At 73.3% G+C, this 16,825-nt stretch carries 8 protein-coding genes and 1 pseudogene; 7 read left to right on the plus strand and 2 right to left on the minus strand.

Annotated features, from left to right (window positions below; translation table 11 throughout):
• The first annotated feature begins 38 nt into the window (after positions 1 to 38).
• The 6 genes and pseudogenes from IE239_RS16585 (at position 39) to IE239_RS16610 (ending at position 12,356) form a co-directional block, all read left to right on the plus strand.
• Complete coding sequence (locus IE239_RS16585; RefSeq protein ID WP_190150085.1) at positions 39 to 1,316, plus strand: MFS transporter; 1,278 nt, start codon at positions 39 to 41, stop codon at positions 1,314 to 1,316.
• Positions 1,317 to 1,424: 108 nt separating this feature from the next.
• Positions 1,425 to 2,267 carry a hypothetical protein gene (locus tag IE239_RS16590; RefSeq protein WP_190150086.1) on the plus strand — a complete coding sequence of 281 codons (843 nt, stop codon included), beginning with the start codon at positions 1,425 to 1,427 and terminating at the stop codon, positions 2,265 to 2,267.
• Positions 2,260 to 5,487, plus strand: a complete 3,228-nt coding sequence (locus IE239_RS16595; protein WP_190150087.1) for an ATP-binding protein — start codon at positions 2,260 to 2,262, stop codon at positions 5,485 to 5,487. The genes IE239_RS16590 and IE239_RS16595 overlap by 8 nt, the downstream gene beginning before the upstream one ends.
• A gap of 5 nt (positions 5,488 to 5,492) precedes the next feature.
• Positions 5,493 to 10,724, plus strand: coding sequence for a hypothetical protein (locus tag IE239_RS16600; protein WP_190150088.1), 5,232 nt, complete (start codon positions 5,493 to 5,495; stop codon positions 10,722 to 10,724).
• 144 nt (positions 10,725 to 10,868) lie between these two features.
• A pseudogene (locus IE239_RS16605) lies at positions 10,869 to 11,297 on the plus strand (BlaI/MecI/CopY family transcriptional regulator); the annotation flags it as partial.
• A 126-nt stretch (positions 11,298 to 11,423) separates the two neighbouring features.
• Complete coding sequence (locus IE239_RS16610; protein WP_190150090.1) at positions 11,424 to 12,356, plus strand: M56 family metallopeptidase; 933 nt, start codon at positions 11,424 to 11,426, stop codon at positions 12,354 to 12,356.
• A 124-nt stretch (positions 12,357 to 12,480) separates the two neighbouring features.
• On the opposite strand, the gene IE239_RS16615 is transcribed toward IE239_RS16610, so the two are convergent.
• Together IE239_RS16615 and xynA are read right to left on the minus strand one after the other, a co-directional pair.
• Positions 12,481 to 13,485 carry a polysaccharide deacetylase family protein gene (locus tag IE239_RS16615; RefSeq protein ID WP_190150091.1) on the minus strand — a complete coding sequence of 335 codons (1,005 nt, stop codon included), beginning with the start codon at positions 13,483 to 13,485 and terminating at the stop codon, positions 12,481 to 12,483.
• 65 nt (positions 13,486 to 13,550) lie between these two features.
• Positions 13,551 to 14,492: an endo-1,4-beta-xylanase XynA gene (gene xynA / locus IE239_RS16620; RefSeq protein ID WP_229878126.1), complete on the minus strand. Its 942-nt coding sequence runs from the start codon at positions 14,490 to 14,492 to the stop codon at positions 13,551 to 13,553.
• Positions 14,493 to 15,568: 1,076 nt separating this feature from the next.
• Here xynA and chvE point away from each other — a divergent pair.
• Positions 15,569 to 16,666 carry a multiple monosaccharide ABC transporter substrate-binding protein gene (gene chvE / locus IE239_RS16625; protein ID WP_190150092.1) on the plus strand — a complete coding sequence of 366 codons (1,098 nt, stop codon included), beginning with the start codon at positions 15,569 to 15,571 and terminating at the stop codon, positions 16,664 to 16,666.
• Positions 16,667 to 16,825 lie beyond the last annotated feature (159 nt).

The raw sequence follows: 16,825 nt of genomic DNA on the forward strand, positions 1-16,825 counted from the left end.
ATAACCGGGCTCCCCGGACCCGCCCCAGACTCCGGCCCATGACCGGCTTCTCCTACCACCAGCTCTTCCGCGTCCGCGAGTTCACCCCTCTCTTCCTATCCTCCGCCGCCCACACCGCCGCCCAGACGGTCAGCGGGCTCGCCCTCGGCACCCTCGTCTACCGGGCCACCGGCTCGCCGCTGCTGTCCGCGGTGAGCATGTTCGGGCCGTCGCTCGCGCAGGTGCTCGGCGCGACCGTCCTGCTCTCGGGATCCGACCGGCTGCCCCCGCGGTCGGCGCTGACCGGCCTCTCCCTCGCCTTCGCCGCCGCGGCCGCCCTCATGGCGCTGCCGGGGCTGCCGACCTGGGGCGTCTTCGCCGTCGTCCTCGTCCAGGGTCTGGTCGCCTCGCTCGGCGGCGGCGTCCGGTGGGGGCTGCTGAACGAGATCCTCGGCGGGGCCGAGGGCGGCTATCTGCCGGGGCGTTCGCTGTTCAACATGATGAGCGGGCTGATGCAGATCACCGGTTACGCGACGGGCGGCGTGCTCGTGACCGCTCTCTCCCCGCGCCCCGTCCTCCTGCTCGCCGCCCTGCTGTACGCGGCCTCGGCGGTCGTCGCCCGTCTCGGGCTGACCTCCCGTCCGCCGCGGGCCTCCGGCCGGCTGTCGGCCGCGGCGACCCGGCGCGCCAACGCCGCCCTGTGGTCCTCCCGCCCCCGCCGCCTCACCTACCTGGGGCTGTGGCTGCCCAACGGCCTCGTCGTCGGCTGCGAGGCACTCTTCGTGCCCTACGACCCCGGGGCGGCGGGCACGCTGTTCGCGAGCGCCGCCGTGGGCATGCTGGCCGGTGACGTGCTCGTGGGCCGTCTCCTCCCGCCGGCCCTGCGCCCCCGCCTCGCCACCCCGCTCCTGCTGCTCCTGGCCGCCCCCTACACCCTGTTCGTCCTGCACCCCGCCGTTCCGCTCGCCGCGGCCTGCGCCGCACTCGCCTCCGTCGGCTTCGGCGCGAGCCTGGTGCAGCAGGAGCGGCTGATGGCCCTCACCCCGCCCGAACTCAGCGGCCACGCCCTCGGGTTGCACTCGGCCGGGATGCTCACCTTGCAGGGAGTGAGCGCGGCCCTGGCGGGCGGGGCGGCCCAACTCACCTCGCCCGCAACGGCGATGGCCGCGATGGCGGGCCTGTCGGTCGCGGTGACGCTGGCGTTGAGGTTCGCCGCCCGCACCGGGACACGCCCGGACGCGCCCGTCACCGCCGACGACCCCCGGCTGCCCCCGACTGCGGCCCCCCTCCGCTCACCTGCGCCCTTGCCGGTGAAGGAGACGCGTGACGGCCGGTGACGGCCGTGGTCGGCCCCCGGTGGTGCGACGAATTCGCGCAGGCTCGGGTATCGGGGCGGCCCGCGTCGTCATAATCGTGGCCAAGGACCAATCGGGGGTGGTGGTTTCATGGCGGACGTCGTCGTCGTGCACGGAATTTTCGCCAACAGGTCGAGCCGCGACGAGATGCGCGACACATGGCTTGCGGCATTGCGCGAGGGGCTGGAGAACGTGCGGTACCGCGAGGCCGACAGCCTCACGATCGAATGCGTTTTCTACGGTCATCTCTACAACGACGGGAAAGCGGGACCCTCCTGGCAGTACGAGGTCGGGGACCTCGAGCCCGGACTCGAGCGGGAACTGCTGATCGCCTTCGCGGAGAGCATCGACGATCCCGCCCGCGACGATCCCGCCCGCGACGAGGCGGGCAAGGCCGGATACGCGCCGAGAAGCGTCCAGTGGGCCATCGATTTCCTCCAGGCCCGCAAGGTCCTCGGCGGCACGAACGCGAGGATTCTCGGGTTCGTGAAACAGGTGGCCCGCTATCTGCGGGACCCGGAATTCAAGAAGAAGGTGCAGGCCGAGTTCAGCGCCGCGATGGAGAGCGGGCCCCGCGTCGTCGTCGCGCACTCGCTGGGCAGCGTCGTGGCCTACGACTGGCTGCGGTCCCATGGGCCGACCTCCGCGAAGACCCTCGTCACCCTCGGCTCACCGCTGGGACTGCGACCCGTCCTGCGGGAACTGCACCCGTATCTCGACGCCTGCCCGGCCCCTTGGCCGCCCGGCATCGACACCTGGGTGAACGTCGCCGCGAAGGAGGACGCCGTCGCCACGGTCAAGAAGCTGAACGGGCTGTTCGCGGGGGAGATCCGCGACCTGACCGCGGCCAACTCCCGCGGCACCGCCCACGACGCGCTCGTCTACCTGAAGAACGTCCGCACCGCCGAGTCGGTGAAGGTGGCTCTTGGCTGAGCGGGCGGGGTACTTCTGCATCTCCGGACGCCCGGCCTACGGCGGTGACTTCGACGATCTGAAGCTGTTGCCGCGGGAGGTGCGGGACGTCCGCCGGGAGCTGAGGGCTCTCGGACTGACCGAGCCGTTCGCCGGAGCGGGCGGGCCCGCGGAGGGGGACGCCCTCTCCCACCTGGACCTCTACGACGCCCTGTACGCCTGGAGCCGTCCCGCGGCCGGGGACCCGGACACGCCGCCGCCCGCGCGGACGGCGACCCTGGTGATCTACGCCACCGGTCACGGCTACCAGCTGGAGAACGAGTGGGCGCTCGTCCCGCCGGACCACGCCGATCCCCTCGACCCCCGGGCCATGCTGCCGCCCGCCGCGCTGCTCGCGGCCCTGAAGGACCGCGCCGACCTCGCCCAGGTCCTGCTCGTCCTGGACGCCTGCGGGGCCGCGCCCGGCGGGGAGCAGGCCCTGCTGGACGCCCTGGAGAAGTCCCGCTACCGGCCGCTGGACGGACAGTTCGACCTGTGGGTCGTGGCCGCCGCCCGGCGGGCCGAGACGGCTCAGCAGACCGTGTTCTCCGACGCTTTCACCGCGGCGCTGCGCGCCGCCGCCGTCCCCTCGGCCGACCAGCCGCATCTGGACCTGACCCGCGTGATGGAGTCCGTCCGGAAGGACCTGGCGGCGACCTCGCAGGGGGCGCGGATCGTCGCCGGGTACGAGGACCCGCGCTGCCGGGCCCTGCCCAACCCGCTGTTCATGCCGCCGGACCCGCCCGACTGGCTGCCGGGCGGCTGGAGCCGCAGCTCGCGCGGGGTGCACAGCCAGGACGCGCCCGGCTGGTACTTCACCGGACGCGACCGCGCGCTGCGCACCGTCCTCGACCATCTCACCGGCGTGGGAGCCGCTCCGCCGCTGTGGCTGACCGGCTCCCACGGCAGCGGCAAGACCGCCGTCCTCGGCCGGGTCGTCACCACCGCGACCGCCGCACTGCGCGACGCGCTCCCGGTCGTGGCCCGGCGGGGCGTCCTGCCGTCCGGCGACCTCGCTCTGGCCGCGGTCGACGCGCGCGGCCGCACCGCCGAGCGGCTGGCCGACGAGATCGCCCGCGCGCTGAAGCTCGACGCCGGGGGCGTCGCCGGTCTGCTGGCCGCGCTCGGCGGCGGCAACGGCGGCACGGTGCGGGGCGTCGTCGTCGACCACGTGGACGAGGCGGACGGGCCCGCCGCCGTACTGGCCCGCCTGGTGGAGCCGCTGGCCGCGCTGCCCGACGTCCGGGTGGTCCTCGGCGCGGCGCGCCCGCCGTCCGGCCCTGCGGCCGGGCCGGCCGTCGACCTCGACGACGGGGCGCACCGCGGCCCCGAGGCGGTCGGCGCGTATCTGCGGACCCGGCTCGCCTACGGCGGGCACCTCCCGCCGGAGGCCGCCGGGCCCCTGGAACGGCTCTGCGGCGGCTGCTTCGCGGCGGCCGTCACGGCGGCGGACGTCGTGGACCGGGAGCGCGCCGACCCGGTCGACCAGGCGTCGAAGGCCGTCGTCGAGCGGCTCGACGGCCTCTTCCGCCGAACGCTGGGGGACTTCCTCCCGCCGTCGGCCGCGGGCGCGGCGGCCGACGTCCTGAACGCGCTGTGCTCCTTCCACGACGGCCTCTTCCTGGACCTGCCGACCTGGGCCGCCGTCACCGCCCGCCACGCCGGCGTCCCCGTCACGGCGGCGGAGCTGGCGAGCTGCCTCGACGCCTGCCGGAGTTTCCTCGTGCGCCGCGAACTCACCGGCCGCCGGCCCGGCGACGCGCACGACGGCCTGCGGCCGCGCCACCAGCCGGCGCCGCCCGGGGGGCAGGGGCCTCACAGAGCCGTGCTGCACCGGCTGGTCGACGAGGTCGGCCCCGCTGACACGGCCTCCGGCTGGGAGCGTGTGCCGGCCCATCTGCTCGACATCCTGGCCGCGGCCGCCGCCGATCCGGGCGCCGACGCGGGCTCCCTCCTGGACGACCCCGGCTTCCTGCTCGCGCTGCCGCGGCCCACCATGACCCGCACCGTCAAGGCCCTGAGCGGCGGGGACCGGGCGGCGCGGGCGGCCGTGCGCAACGCCGAGCCGCGGCAGGCGCAGCCGCACCAGCGCCGCTTCGCCCTCGCGCTGGCCGCCACCCGGCAGGGGCTCACCCGCCTCGCGCACGCCGTCGGGCCCGTCGACGCGCCCTGCGGAACGCTGGAGGTGCGCTGGGCGCGGCCCGGGGCCCGCGAACGGCAGTCGATCACGCGGGTGTCCGCAGGCGGGCGGCCCGGCCCCGGTTCCGTCGTCACCGCACACGACGACGGCACGCTGCTGTGGTGGGACGGCGGCAGCGGCGAGCCGGGGCCGTCCCGGCAGCTCGCGGGCCGTGTCACCGCGCTGAGCGCCCTGGAGACCGACGACGGCGTCGACGCGCTCGTCGTCCTGGCCGACGGCTCGGTGCTGCGCTGCGCCCCGGACGCCGCCGCGCCCGACCAGGTGCTGCGGGCGGGCAAGGGCGTGCTGCCGGGCCCCTGCGCGGGCCACCCGGCCGGTTTCCTCGCGATGGGCGACGACAAGACCGTCGAGATGCTGGCCGTGGGGGCGTCGGGGGCCGAGCTGCTGGGCCGGGAGCTGCTGCGGGAGACGGTGGTCGCGACGGCCGTGGCCGGTCCGCCCGACGACCCGGTCGTCTGGGCGGCGACGCTGGACGGCGTGGTCCACCGCTGGTCCCCGGCCGCCGGGGGCGCGCCGCGCAGGGTCGGGCGGTGCCCGAACCCGGTCCGGCTGGCGGCCGCCGCGGACGGCGGGACGGCCGTGATCGTCGACACGGACGGCGGATGCACGTTCGTCGGCGGCGCGGCGGCTCTCGCGGGCGCGTCCCTGGCGCTCCCGCACGATCTGCGGGCGGTGCATCTGACACCCGACTGGTTCGTCGTCGCGGGCGGCCACCGGGACGGGAACTGGCTGGACACGTACGGCGTCACCGATGGCACCAGGGCTCGCTGGCCGCTGGACGGGTTGCCCACGGGTGTCCTCTCCCACCCTGCCGGGGGAGGGGAGCCCGCGTCCGACGGCGAGGCCGGGTCCGACGGAGCGCACCCGTCCGACGCGGGCCGCGCGTCCGCCGGGTGGTACGGGTCCGCCGGCCTGCTGGTGGCGACCTCGCGCGCGCCCGCCCTGCTGCGGGCCCGCACCCACCGACGGCACGGCATGTCACGGAACGGCCGCAGGAGGTAACCCTCATGACAGTGTCGCCCCCCTCCCCGGCCACCGTGCCCGACACCGCGTTCGTCCGCGACCGGCTGGTCTGCCTGCTGATGTCGCTGAACCGCATGGCCGCGCGGGATCTCACCGAGGAGGAACTCGCCGCGCAGACCGCGGAGTCGGGCCTCGCGGACGGCTGGCTCGGCGAGCTGTGCGACCGGCCGGACCGCGACGCCGTTCTGGCCTCCCTGCCCGCGTGGCTGACGGTCGCCGACGACAGCGGCCTGGCCGTCCTCGTCGAGGTGGCCTCGGGCGGGTCGGCGACGGCGGGCCCGGCCGCGGCGTCGGACGAGGACGACGCCCAGGCCGCTGCCGCTGCCGCTGCCGCTGAGGCGGATGCGGCGCGTGAGCGGATGCGGCGGCTGCTCCCGCTGCTCGGCGGGGAAGTCCCGGACCAGCTGGCGGACTTGTGGGCCGACTGCCCCGCCCGTCCCGCACAGGACGGTCCCCCGGAACGGGACGGGGCGGCGCGCTCTCCGCTGCACGCGGCCGTGGCCGACGGGGCCGGCGGACGTGTCGCGATCACGCTGGCCGACGCGTCGGATCCGGTCGGCGGGGCCGGCTGGGTCAGGCCCCTGGCGTGGGCCGGGCCGTGTCTGATCCAGGCCCGGGACGCGGTCGTCGCTCTGCTGAGCGGGTTCGGCGGCGTCGAGGCCGGAGCGCGTCCCGCACTCCCGGTGGGGGTGTGGCCCGCCGCCCACCTCCAGGACCAGGCCGTCGGACTCGGCTACGCCCTCGACGCCCTCGCCGGATTCACCGGGCTGCCCCGGCCGGATCTGCCGGCCGTCGGGGTGCCGGCCGGCGGGCAGACCCTCGCGCCGATGACGGACGCCGACCTGACCGGCCGGGTCGAGGCGCTCGCGCTGATCGGCGTCACCGAACTCCTCGCCCCCACCGCGCGGGGCTGGGTGAGGGCGGGCCCCGGCGGTGTGCGGGAACCGGTGCCGGGCGTGTCCGCCGCCCTCACCCTCGACGGGGCCGCCACCGCCGTCTGGGGCGAGGCGTGGACCGAGTGGAAGCATGCCCGGCACCGCGAGGAACTGCTCGCCCTGGGCTGGGTGGTCCAGCCGCTGGAGGCCCGGCCGGACGACGCCCTGGTGAAGCAGGTCGCCGACCTCCGCGAGATCTTCCACGGCAAGGACCCGAAGCCCAAGGCGAGCGCGGCGACCACGGAGAGTACGGCGGGCGGGGGCGGAAACGGTCTGAACGGCCGAAACGGCGGCAAGGCCGGCAAGGCCGGCAAGGGTGCCAAGGGGAACAGGGAGGGCGACGGGAGCGGGGGGAGGAAGGGCCGGGAGAGCGGGCGGGCGAGACGGGTGGTGGCTGTCGTCGGCGGCACCGTGCGCAGCGGCAAGAGCACCATCGCCCGGCTGCTCGCCCAGGACCTGCGCGGACGTGGCTGGCAGGTCCAGGCGTTACGGTCCACCCGGGGTGAACTGCCCGACCGCGACCCGCTGATCGAGGCCGCCCGGCGGGCGGTCGCGCTGACGGAGCGCGAGGAGGGCCGGCCCTGTCTGCTGATCCTGGACGGGCTGCTCCCCCTCCAGGGCGGCAACAGGGCGGTGGACGAACTGCTGCCGCTGGTGTCGGAGGCCGTCCACTGCAGTGTCCTCGCCCTGCTGGAGTACGACGTCTCCGCGAACTTCGAGTGGAGCACGGACAGCGTGGACGTCGTCCCGGCCGTCGTGGGCGGGCCGCATCTCGAGGACTTCGTCAAGGCGGTGGCCCTCGCGCGGCCGGGCGAGGCGAAGAGCGAGGCCGGCCTCGCCGAGGTGCGGCGCGGCGACGGCAGCCGCGATCTGGACCGGATCATCAGGGTCATGACCAACGGGGGAAGGGAGGACCCCGTCCTCGTCTGCTTCGGCGGCCTCGGAGTCGCCCAGCAGAACGCGGTGGCCGACATGGCGGCGGCCTCCCTGATCCACTCGGGCGTCCCCGCGGAGACGCTGGCCGACCTCACCGAGGAGGAGCGCGAGACCCTCGGCGTGGAGACCCTCGACGGACAGGGCCTCATCAGGATCCCCAGCGTCGAGGACAGCACCCGGATCCTCCAGCGCGTCCTGCAGATCCAGGAGGAGATCGACGCGGGCGACGACCGGGAGGAGCCCGACCAGGTCCCCGTCCCGGGTCCGGAGCGGCTGCGCGAGCAGGTCGTCGAGCGGCTGCTGCCCCGGATCGAGGCGCTGATGCGGCACGAGCGCGGCGAGGTCCTGCCACGGCTGCTGGGAGCCCGGCTCTATCACGCCGAGGTGGCCGCCGAACTGCTGAAACGCACCCACCACGGCGCTTTCGCCGAGTGGCTCAGCCGGGCGCAGGCCGCCGAACTGGCCCGCTGTCTCTCAGCGCTCGGCAACTCGCTGAGCGAGGACATCGGCAAGGACGTCATCCTGGAGTTCACCAAGCGCCTCGAGGACGAGCCGGCGACGCTGCGCCTGTTCGACCTGGTCACCGTGATCCGCGGCATCCGGCACGCCATGTCCACCGGCGCGCTCGCCCTGAAACACGTCGTGGCCTGGCTGCACGCGCAGGTGAACGCCGTCCTGTCGAGCGGGGAGGGCACCGCCCAGGAGCGGCTCCACCTGCTCGACCGGATCGAGTGGTTCCAGAACGCCGACCTCGACGAGATCGTCGTCAAGCGGGTCGCCGAGGTCGTCACCGGCCTGGACCCCTCCCGCCCCGCCGACTACTTCCTCGTGCTGCGCGCCCTGCGCCTGCAGCGACGGCTGTGGCGGCGGGTGGCGGACGACGTCGCGGTCCACTACGAGGACGCCGCCGGCTACCACCCCGTCGATCAGGAGCCGGGCCCCGAGGAGCTGGTCGCCTACCAGCCCCGGGCCGAGGACGGCTTCGCGGTGATCCTCGCCGGGATGATGCTGCGCCGGCACGTCGAGCGGACCGAGTGGTCCGCGATGATCGACGAACACCGGGACCTCCTCCAGCCCGCCCTGGACGCCAGCAGCCCGCGCGACGTGATCACCGCCCTGCACGAACTGCGGCGCACCTCCGGCATGCACCGCAACGAGATCTTCAAACGGGCCATCGACACCCGTCACGACAACGGCCGTTACCTGGGCGCGCTGCGCGCGCTCGTCCGCCGCGCCACCCCGATGGAGACCGTGGAGCTGCTGCGGGTCGTGCAGGGTCTGCACGCCTGGTGCGCCTGTCTGCTGCTGTCGGCGGAGACCCGCGGCCTGGTGTGGACGCAGGACAACGATCCCGACGAGTCGCTCGTCGCGCGGCTGGTCGACGCGACGAAGAACGACCCCAAGGCGGCGGGCATGCTGCTGTCCGTGACGCACGCGGTGGAGAGCCCCTACCACCAGAGCGGCCAGAGCTTCGCCCAGCGGCTGGGCGACGGGCTCGGCGAGGCGACCGTCCTCGAATGGCTGGTCAAGGACCCCCGCCCGTCCGTGAAATACCACCTGGTCAAGGGGTTGTGGGAGGCGCAGGTCGGCTACCGGGAGCGGTGCCTGGAGCAGATGGTGGAGATCGTCGCGCTGGCGCTCACCACCTCCCGCCGCGTCTGGGGCCCCCGGCTCGCCCTGTGGATCGGCGCGGACCCCGAGTTCGGTCCGGGGTTCCTGCACGACCTGCGCGAGCGGGTCGGCATCGACGATCTGCTGGTCGGCATGAGCGTGTGGTCGCCGCCGGACGCGCAGGCCGAGTTCCACCGCCTGGCCCGCGCCCTCTACCCGACGGCCGCGCTCCGCTACGCCCAGACGTTCCACGCCGGCGAGCTGGCGCAGCGGCTGGCCAACGCCTCGTCCGTCGCCGTCGCCGAGGCCTGCCGCGAGATCGCCCGCACGATGCGGCACACCGACGGCATCTCCGGAGCGGCTCTGCTGAAGGCGACCGGCCGGCTGATCGGGCGGCCGCACGTATGGACGGACCGGCTCGACACCGTCCGGACGGGGGAGGAGTTCACCCAGTTCCTGAGCATCGTCAGCGACATCGACCGGGGGTTCGTGCGCCGTCTCCTCGGCGAGTACGGCGAGCGCACGATGCGCACCGCCGTCCAGGAGACGGAGGAGCTGAGACTGGTGTGGAAGACGCGCTCGGCCATGTACCAGAACCCGCTCGCCGCCACCGGCATGCTCTCGGTCCTGGAGCAGATCGCCGAGCTCGGCCGGGCCGTCTACGCGCGGCTCTCGGACGACGCCGTCCTGATGAAGATCTTCACCGACGAACTGCAACTGCTGCAGAACCCGTCGGAGCAGTACATGGCCGCCCTGCACCTGGCGCGGATCGGGATCGGCCCCCACCACCGCAACGCCGACTGGACCGAGACGACCTTCGAGCTGAAGAAGCGGCTCATCACCACGTTCTCCAACCCGCGCGTCATCCGGGACGTCCTGCGTACCGTGGCGCTGTGGGAACGCCGTTGGGCGGTCGAGCTGGTGGACAGGATCGAGCTCGGCAAGATGGAGCGCCGCCTGCGGCTGGGGCTGATCGCCGACCTGCAGCCGACCGTCGGCCTCGCCGCGCTCCTCATCAGTCTCGGCGACGAGGGCAAGGCCTCGGCCACGCTCGACATGCTGGAAGGGGTCGGCTGGGAGCGGGTGGTCGAGCGCGTCGACCTGCCGTCGGCGGTCCTCCTGCTGCGGCTGGTGGGCCAGTTGCGGCCGCATCACGGCGGCACGGTCGCCTCGGCGGTCAACGCCCGGGTCGTCACGCTGCCGGCCCGTGAGATCGTCCTCGACGACCGGGCCATGTGGCGCGAGGTGGGCCACGCCTGCCAGGCGCTCGCGGCGGCCGGCCGGCCGGTGCAGGGCATGGGCGGCCTCCCGGCCCGCGAACCGCTCCTCGCCGACGCCCCGGCCGTCTCGCGCGCCCTGCACTGGTTCCCGGCCACGCCCTGGCGGGCCCGTTACCGGACGCGGGCCGTCGAGCGCCTGATCTCCCATCCGCCGCGCTCCGGCGGCGACCTTGCCCTCGCCCTCGCGGGAGCCGCCTCCGCCGGCCGCCTGACCGACCTCCTCGCCGTCCTCCCCGATCTGAAGCCGCTCGCGGCCGCCGGCACCAGGGACCTCGCCGACCTGACGGAGTTCGCCGGTCACCACCCCGCTCTCGCCGCCGTCCTGCGCCCGTACCACGCCCTCTTCGACGCCCATCTGCAGTCCGCGACGTCCGTGGCGTCGCTGGACACGCGCCGTCTGCGCCTCGGCATCACGGCCGTCGCGGCCGGCACGACGTTCGACGACGCGGGCTGAACGAGCGCGCCGGCCGGGCGGCTCCCGGACGGGCGGGCCGGCCGCCCGGGGCCGTGCGGCGGCCGACGACGGGCCGCGATGCTTCTACGATGCTGTAGAGAAGGCGTCCCGGCAGAGGTCCGGCAGACGGCCGGCGTCTATACGATGGCCGACCGGACAACGGACGCGGCGAAAAGGAGACTGGGCGTGACGGATCACCGGCGGCGTCCCCCGCGGCGGGCGCAGGGCGAGCTGGAGGCGTCGGTCCTGTCGGCGCTGCGGGAGGCGGACGGGCCGGCGACGGCCGGATGGGTGCAGGAACGGCTGGGCGGCGGCCTCGCCTACACCACGGTGATCACGATCCTGACCCGGCTGCTCGCCAAGGGCGCGGTCACCCGCGAGCGCAGCGGCCGCTCCTTCGCCTGGCTGCCCGCCTCGGACGAGGCGGGCCTGGCCGCCCACCGGATGCGCAGGGTCCTGGACGCCGAGCGCGACCGCGAGGCGGTGCTCGCCAGCTTCGTCACCGGCCTCGGCCCCGAAGACGAACGGCTGGTGCGCGAACTGCTCGCGCAGCAGCCCTCGGACGACGCCGACGCCGACGCCGGTGACGATGCCGCCGACGCCGCCCCCTCACCTGCCGGACGGCCCGCGCAGCCGCATGCCGAACGACGCGCGCGGTCACGTCCCCGGCCCGGCACGGACGGGGAAGACTGACGCCGCATGGGGCTCTTCGTCTTCCTGCCGCTCGTCCTCCCGCTCACGGCCTGGCCCGTCACCCGGCTCGCCGAACACCATCTGCATCCCCGCACCGCGACCCGGCTGCTGAGCGGCTTGGCCGCCGTGATGGCCGTGTGCAGCACGGTGTGCCTGGGGCTGCTGATGGTGGTCGGCACGGCGCAACTGCCCGGCAACCCCCTGCCCGACGGATGGTCGGACCCGGAGGTGCGCGAGGCCGTCCCCTACGACGAGTTCGCCGGCAAGGCGGCCATCCCCGCGCTGCTGGCGGTGGCCCTGAACTGCGGCCGCACGCTGTGGCGGCACCGCAGGGTGTGCCGCCTGGCACACCGGGCCCTCGCCGGACTGCCGCTCACCGAGGTCGCCGTCCTGCCCGACGAGACGCCGTACGCGTACGCCCTGCCCGGCGGCCGCCGGGACCGGATCGTCGTCACCACGGCCCTGCTGGACCACCTTCAGGCGGCCGAGCGCCGTGCGCTGTTCGCCCACGAGCGGGCCCATCTGACCGCCGGCCACCACCGCCACCTGCTCGCCGTGCGGCTGGCCGCCCAGGCCAACCCGTTCCTGCGGCCACTGCGGACGGCCGTCGCCTACACCGCCGAGCGCTGGGCCGACGAGGACGCCGCCCGGGCCGTCGGCAGCCGTCGCACCGTGGCGCGCGCGATCGGCAGGGCCGCGCTGGTCTCCCACGGCGCGCCCCATGTCACGCTCGCGGGCTTCGCCGCGCCGGGGCCCGTGCCGCGCCGGGTGACGGCGCTGCTCGGGCCCGCCCCGGCGGTCCGGCGCCGCCCGTCGCTCTTCACGGCCGCGGGCCTGGCGGTCTGGGGAGCCGCCGCGGGGGCGGCCGTGTCGGCGATGTCGTCGGCGAACGCGGCCGTGACCATGCTCGTCATCCTGCACGCGGCGACGCCCCTGTGACCGTGCCGGGAACACGGACCCGCGTGCCGGGAACGGCCCCGCGCATCCAGCTCTCCTCGTCCGCGACGACGACGGCCAATTCACGTGGCTGCGGATGAAGCAGCCACGTGAACCGGCCGGAGGATCAGCTCGCGGTGCAGGAGACGGTGGGCCAGGTCCAGTTGCCGTTGGGCTGGACGGTGACGCCGAAGTTGTTGCCGCTGCCGTTGGGTTTCGCGGTCATCACCTGGGCGCTGGGGTAACTGGCGCTGACGTTCCAGGTGGAGAGGACCTTGGCGGGAGAGGGGATGTTCATGGTGACGGTCCAGTTGCCGGCTCCGCTGACGGCGACGTCGAGGTTGTACCGGTCGCCCCACTGCTGACCGGCGGAGAGCGTCGCGGTGCATGTGTCCCCGCCGCCCCCACCGCCGCCACCGCCGCCGTCGGGGGCGACGGCGCGGCCGGTCTGCGGGGAGATCATCCCGGCGCACAGGCCGCGGCCCGCCAGCCCCTGCGCGATCCGCGGGATCGCGGCGATCGTGTTGGCCGGCCAGTCGTGCATGAGGATCACCTGGCCGTTGGTGAGCCGGCCCGCGGCCTGCACGATCGCGTCGGTGCTCGCGCCGTTCCAGTCCTGCGAGTCCACGTCCCAGATGATCTCGGTCAGGCCGTACTTCGCCTCGACGGCGCGCACCGTGGAGTTGGTCTCGCCGTACGGCGGCCGGAACAGCCTCGGCGTCCCGCCGCCCGCGCCGGCGATCGCCTGCTGCGTGCGGGAGATCTCCGAGTCGATCTGCGCCTGGCTCTGCTGGGTCAGATGCGGGTGCGTGTAGCTGTGGTTGCCGACCCACATTCCGGCGTCGACCTGGGCCCGCACCTGGGACGGGCGGGACGCGGCGTACTGGCCCTCGTTGAACATCGTGGCCCGCAGCCCGTTCTGCTTGAGGGCGTTGAGCAGGGTGGACGTGCTGCCGGACGGGCCGTCGTCGAAGGTGAGCCCGACATATCCGTTGCAGGCGGCGGCCTGCGCCGGAACGACGGCCTGCGCCGGAACGGCGGCCTGGACGGTGAGGGTGCAGGCGGCGGCCGTCGCGAGGACGGCCAGCCTCGTGACCAGGGCGCGTAAGGAGAGTCGTGGTCTGATGCTCATACGGAGTGGTCCTCCAGCCTGAGGCGAGGGTGCGGGAGTCAGCTCGCGGTGCAGGAGACGGTGGGCTAGGTCCAGTTGCCGTTGGGCTGGACGGTGACGCCGAAGTTGTTGCCGCTGCCGTTGGGTTTCGCGGTCATCACCTGGGCGCTGGGGTAACTGACGCTGGTGTTCCAGGTGGAGAGGACCTTGGCGGGAGAGGGGATGTTCATGGTGACGGTCCAGTTGCCGGCTCCGCTGACGGCGACGTCGAGGTTGTACCGGTCGCCCCACTGCTGACCGGCGGAGAGCGTCGCGCTGCATCCGCCGCCACCGCCACCGCCGCCGCCCGAACCGGCGCCACCCACGGTGATGTTGGAGCTGCCGCTGCTCTGGTAGCCCTCGGTCGCGAGGATCATGTAGTAGTTGAAGCTGCCGAGCGGCATACCGGCCCGGGCCCAGGCGTCGAAGTGGTTCCCGGTGGTGATGGTGCCGCCCGTGCGCTTCGACTGCCGCACGCTCCAGTACTGGTCGAAGGTCTTGTTGCCCTCGACGGACGGGGCGTTGTACCGCGTCGTCTTGTAGATGTCGTACGTACCGCCGTCGCTGGTGACGGTGCCCTTGTACGTTCCCGTGGGCCGGAAGGTGCCCCAGTTGTCGACGATGTAGTACTCGACGAGCGGATTCGACGTCCACCCGTAGAGGGCCAGATAGGCGTTGCCGGACGGGTTGAAGGAGCCCGAGTACGTCACGCTCCTGCGTCCGCCGTTGCTCCAGCCCTTGCCGGCGACGAAGTTGCCGGTGTTGCGCCAGGACGTGCTGTAGGAGCCGCCGGATGCCAGGTTCATGGACACGCTGCCGGGCGAGTCGGTCCAGAACGAGTAGTAGTAACCGTTGTTGGTGCCGGTCTGGTTCGTGGTGACGACCGTGTCGGCGTACGCGGTGCCGGGCGACGTCAAGGCGGCGAGGGCGACCATGACCGTGGTGCAGACGGCGCTGAGGAACAGCCTGAAACGTGCGGGTGCGTTCATGTACGTGTTTCCTCCTCGTCCTCGTGGGGCGGCCCCGCCCGACAGGCGGAGGCGGCCCCTCGGATTGACCGTCAGTTTTGGTATGGCCCTGCCGACTGTCAATGCTTTCGGCACCCATTTCGAAACATTCGTAAAGGGGTTCAGCCCTCAATGCCCGTGTTTCCGCTGTTCAATCGGGTGTGGTGAGGGGGTCGGATGTGAATGCTCCCGCAAGATCCTTGCGGTGGGGATCGAGGACTGGATCAAGAATTCCGAATGTTTCGAAGCTTTTCCGGTCCGCCCTGTCACGCCGTCGACGCCCCCGGTTCGCCGCTCGCCCGGCCCCGGCCCGCTGCCCGCCCCGGCCTTCCCGACGTTCTTCCGCCCCTCTTCCCCCGCCGCTCCTCCCTTGTTCCTCAAACCGTTTCTCGAACCGTTCTTCGAACTGTTGTCGTTCGTCCCGTTGACACCATGCGCAACCCCTCTTACTGTCACGCCCATACGCCGACCATGCGACGGCATTTGGAACGGTTGAAGGACAAGTGCCTTGCGCGCCAACGATGCAGCCCCCGCATGGTCGGAGCGCTGTGACGTGCCCTGGCGCGTTTGCCGCCGTACGCCGTCGCGATCACGAGAGCCGGCGAGACCGGTCTTCCCCGCCGCACCGACGCGCCGACCACCCATCCGCGCGGTCCCAGGGTGCTTGACGGCAGGCTCGCGACCGAACCGGCCGGCACGGCCTGCGGTCGTGCCGACGGGACTCTCCGCTCGTCCACTTCTCGTGAACCCCGAGCACGCCACGGCCGCCGACGACCTCGGCCCCCCGTGCGCACCTTCGCAACCGCCGGGCGGATCCGCCGCGGCGCGTCCCTCTCCCCACCTGGAGTTCGGCCTGTGCAGGGCGCCCGGCGCCCATCCGTGCGCGCGGTCCCCCGAGGGGCCGTACCCGGCCGGGAACGGGGGCACGGCGTGTCCGGCGGATGCTGCCCCGCCACCGCGATCCGCCGTCCCCGGTTCCGGGCGTCACCGTCGTCCCCCTGTCACCGCCCGGCACGCCGTCCTCCTCTCAACGACGAGAAGAACAAGGAACGATCACCATGCGCAACCGAAGAGCCGTCCTCGCCACTCTCGCCGGGGCCGCCTCCCTGGCTCTCACCCTGTCCGCCTGCGGACAGACCACGGCGGGCGGCGGCAAGGCCCGCTCGGGTGAAGGCACCATCGGCATCGTCATGCCGACCCAGGCCTCCCAGCGCTGGGTCACCGAAGGCAAGACCATGGTCGACGACCTGAAGGGCAAGGGATACGACGCCAAGCTGGTCTACGGCGAGGACAACCCGAAGACCCAGGTCGCGCAGATCGAGAAGCTGGTCCAGGACGGCGTCAACGCGCTGATCATCGCCGCCATCGACAACAAGTCGCTCAACGGGGTCCTCCAGCAGGCCGCCGAGGCGAAGATCCCGGTGATCTCCTACGACCGGCTCATCCTCGGCACCCCGAACGTCGACTACTACGTCTCCTTCGACAACGAGCAGGTCGGCCGGCTCCAGGCTCTCTACATCATCGACCAGCTCGGCCTGGAGAAGGGCAAGGGCCCCTTCAACATCGAGCTGTTCGCCGGCTCCCCCGACGACAACAACACCCAGTTCTTCTTCGACGGCGCCATGCACCTGCTCCAGCCGTTCATGGACAGCGGACAGCTGGTCGTCCGGTCCGGCCAGACCACGCTCGACAAGGTCACCACCCTGCGCTGGGACGGCCCCACCGCGCAGAGGCGCCTGGACACCATCCTCGCGCAGTCGTACCGCAGCAGGAAGGTGGACGCGATCCTGTCGCCGTACGACGGCATCTCCATGGGCGTCCTGGCGGCGCTGAAGGCGGACGGCTACGGTTCCGGCAGCAAGCCGCTGCCGATCATCACCGGCCAGGACGCGGAACTGCCCTCGGTGAAGTCGATCATCAAGGGCGAGCAGTCGCAGACCATCTACAAGGACGTCCGCGAACTCGCCGGGGTGGCGGTCGACATGGCCAACGACATACTCAACGACAAGACCCCGACGGTGAACAACCGGCGCTCCTACAAGAACGGCGTCAAGGCCGTTCCGGCCCGCCTGCTCCAGCCGACGAGCGTCGACAAGAGCAACTACGAGTACGTCCTGGTCGCGGGCGGCTTCTACAAGGACTCGCAGCTCAGGTAACGGCGCGACGGCCACGACGCAGCCCGGGCAGCCGCTCGTCCCCCTGCCCGGGCACCGCGGTCCTCTCCCGCGCGAAGGCAGGCTTCTGCGCGAAGAATTGGTGGTCTGCTGGGCCGGCGCTCTCCGTTCGCCGGGCTGTCTCTGGACGTGGTCTTCCTA

The sequence above is a fragment of the Streptomyces humidus genome (assembly GCF_014649655.1).
Lineage (GTDB): Bacteria > Actinomycetota > Actinomycetes > Streptomycetales > Streptomycetaceae > Streptomyces > Streptomyces humidus.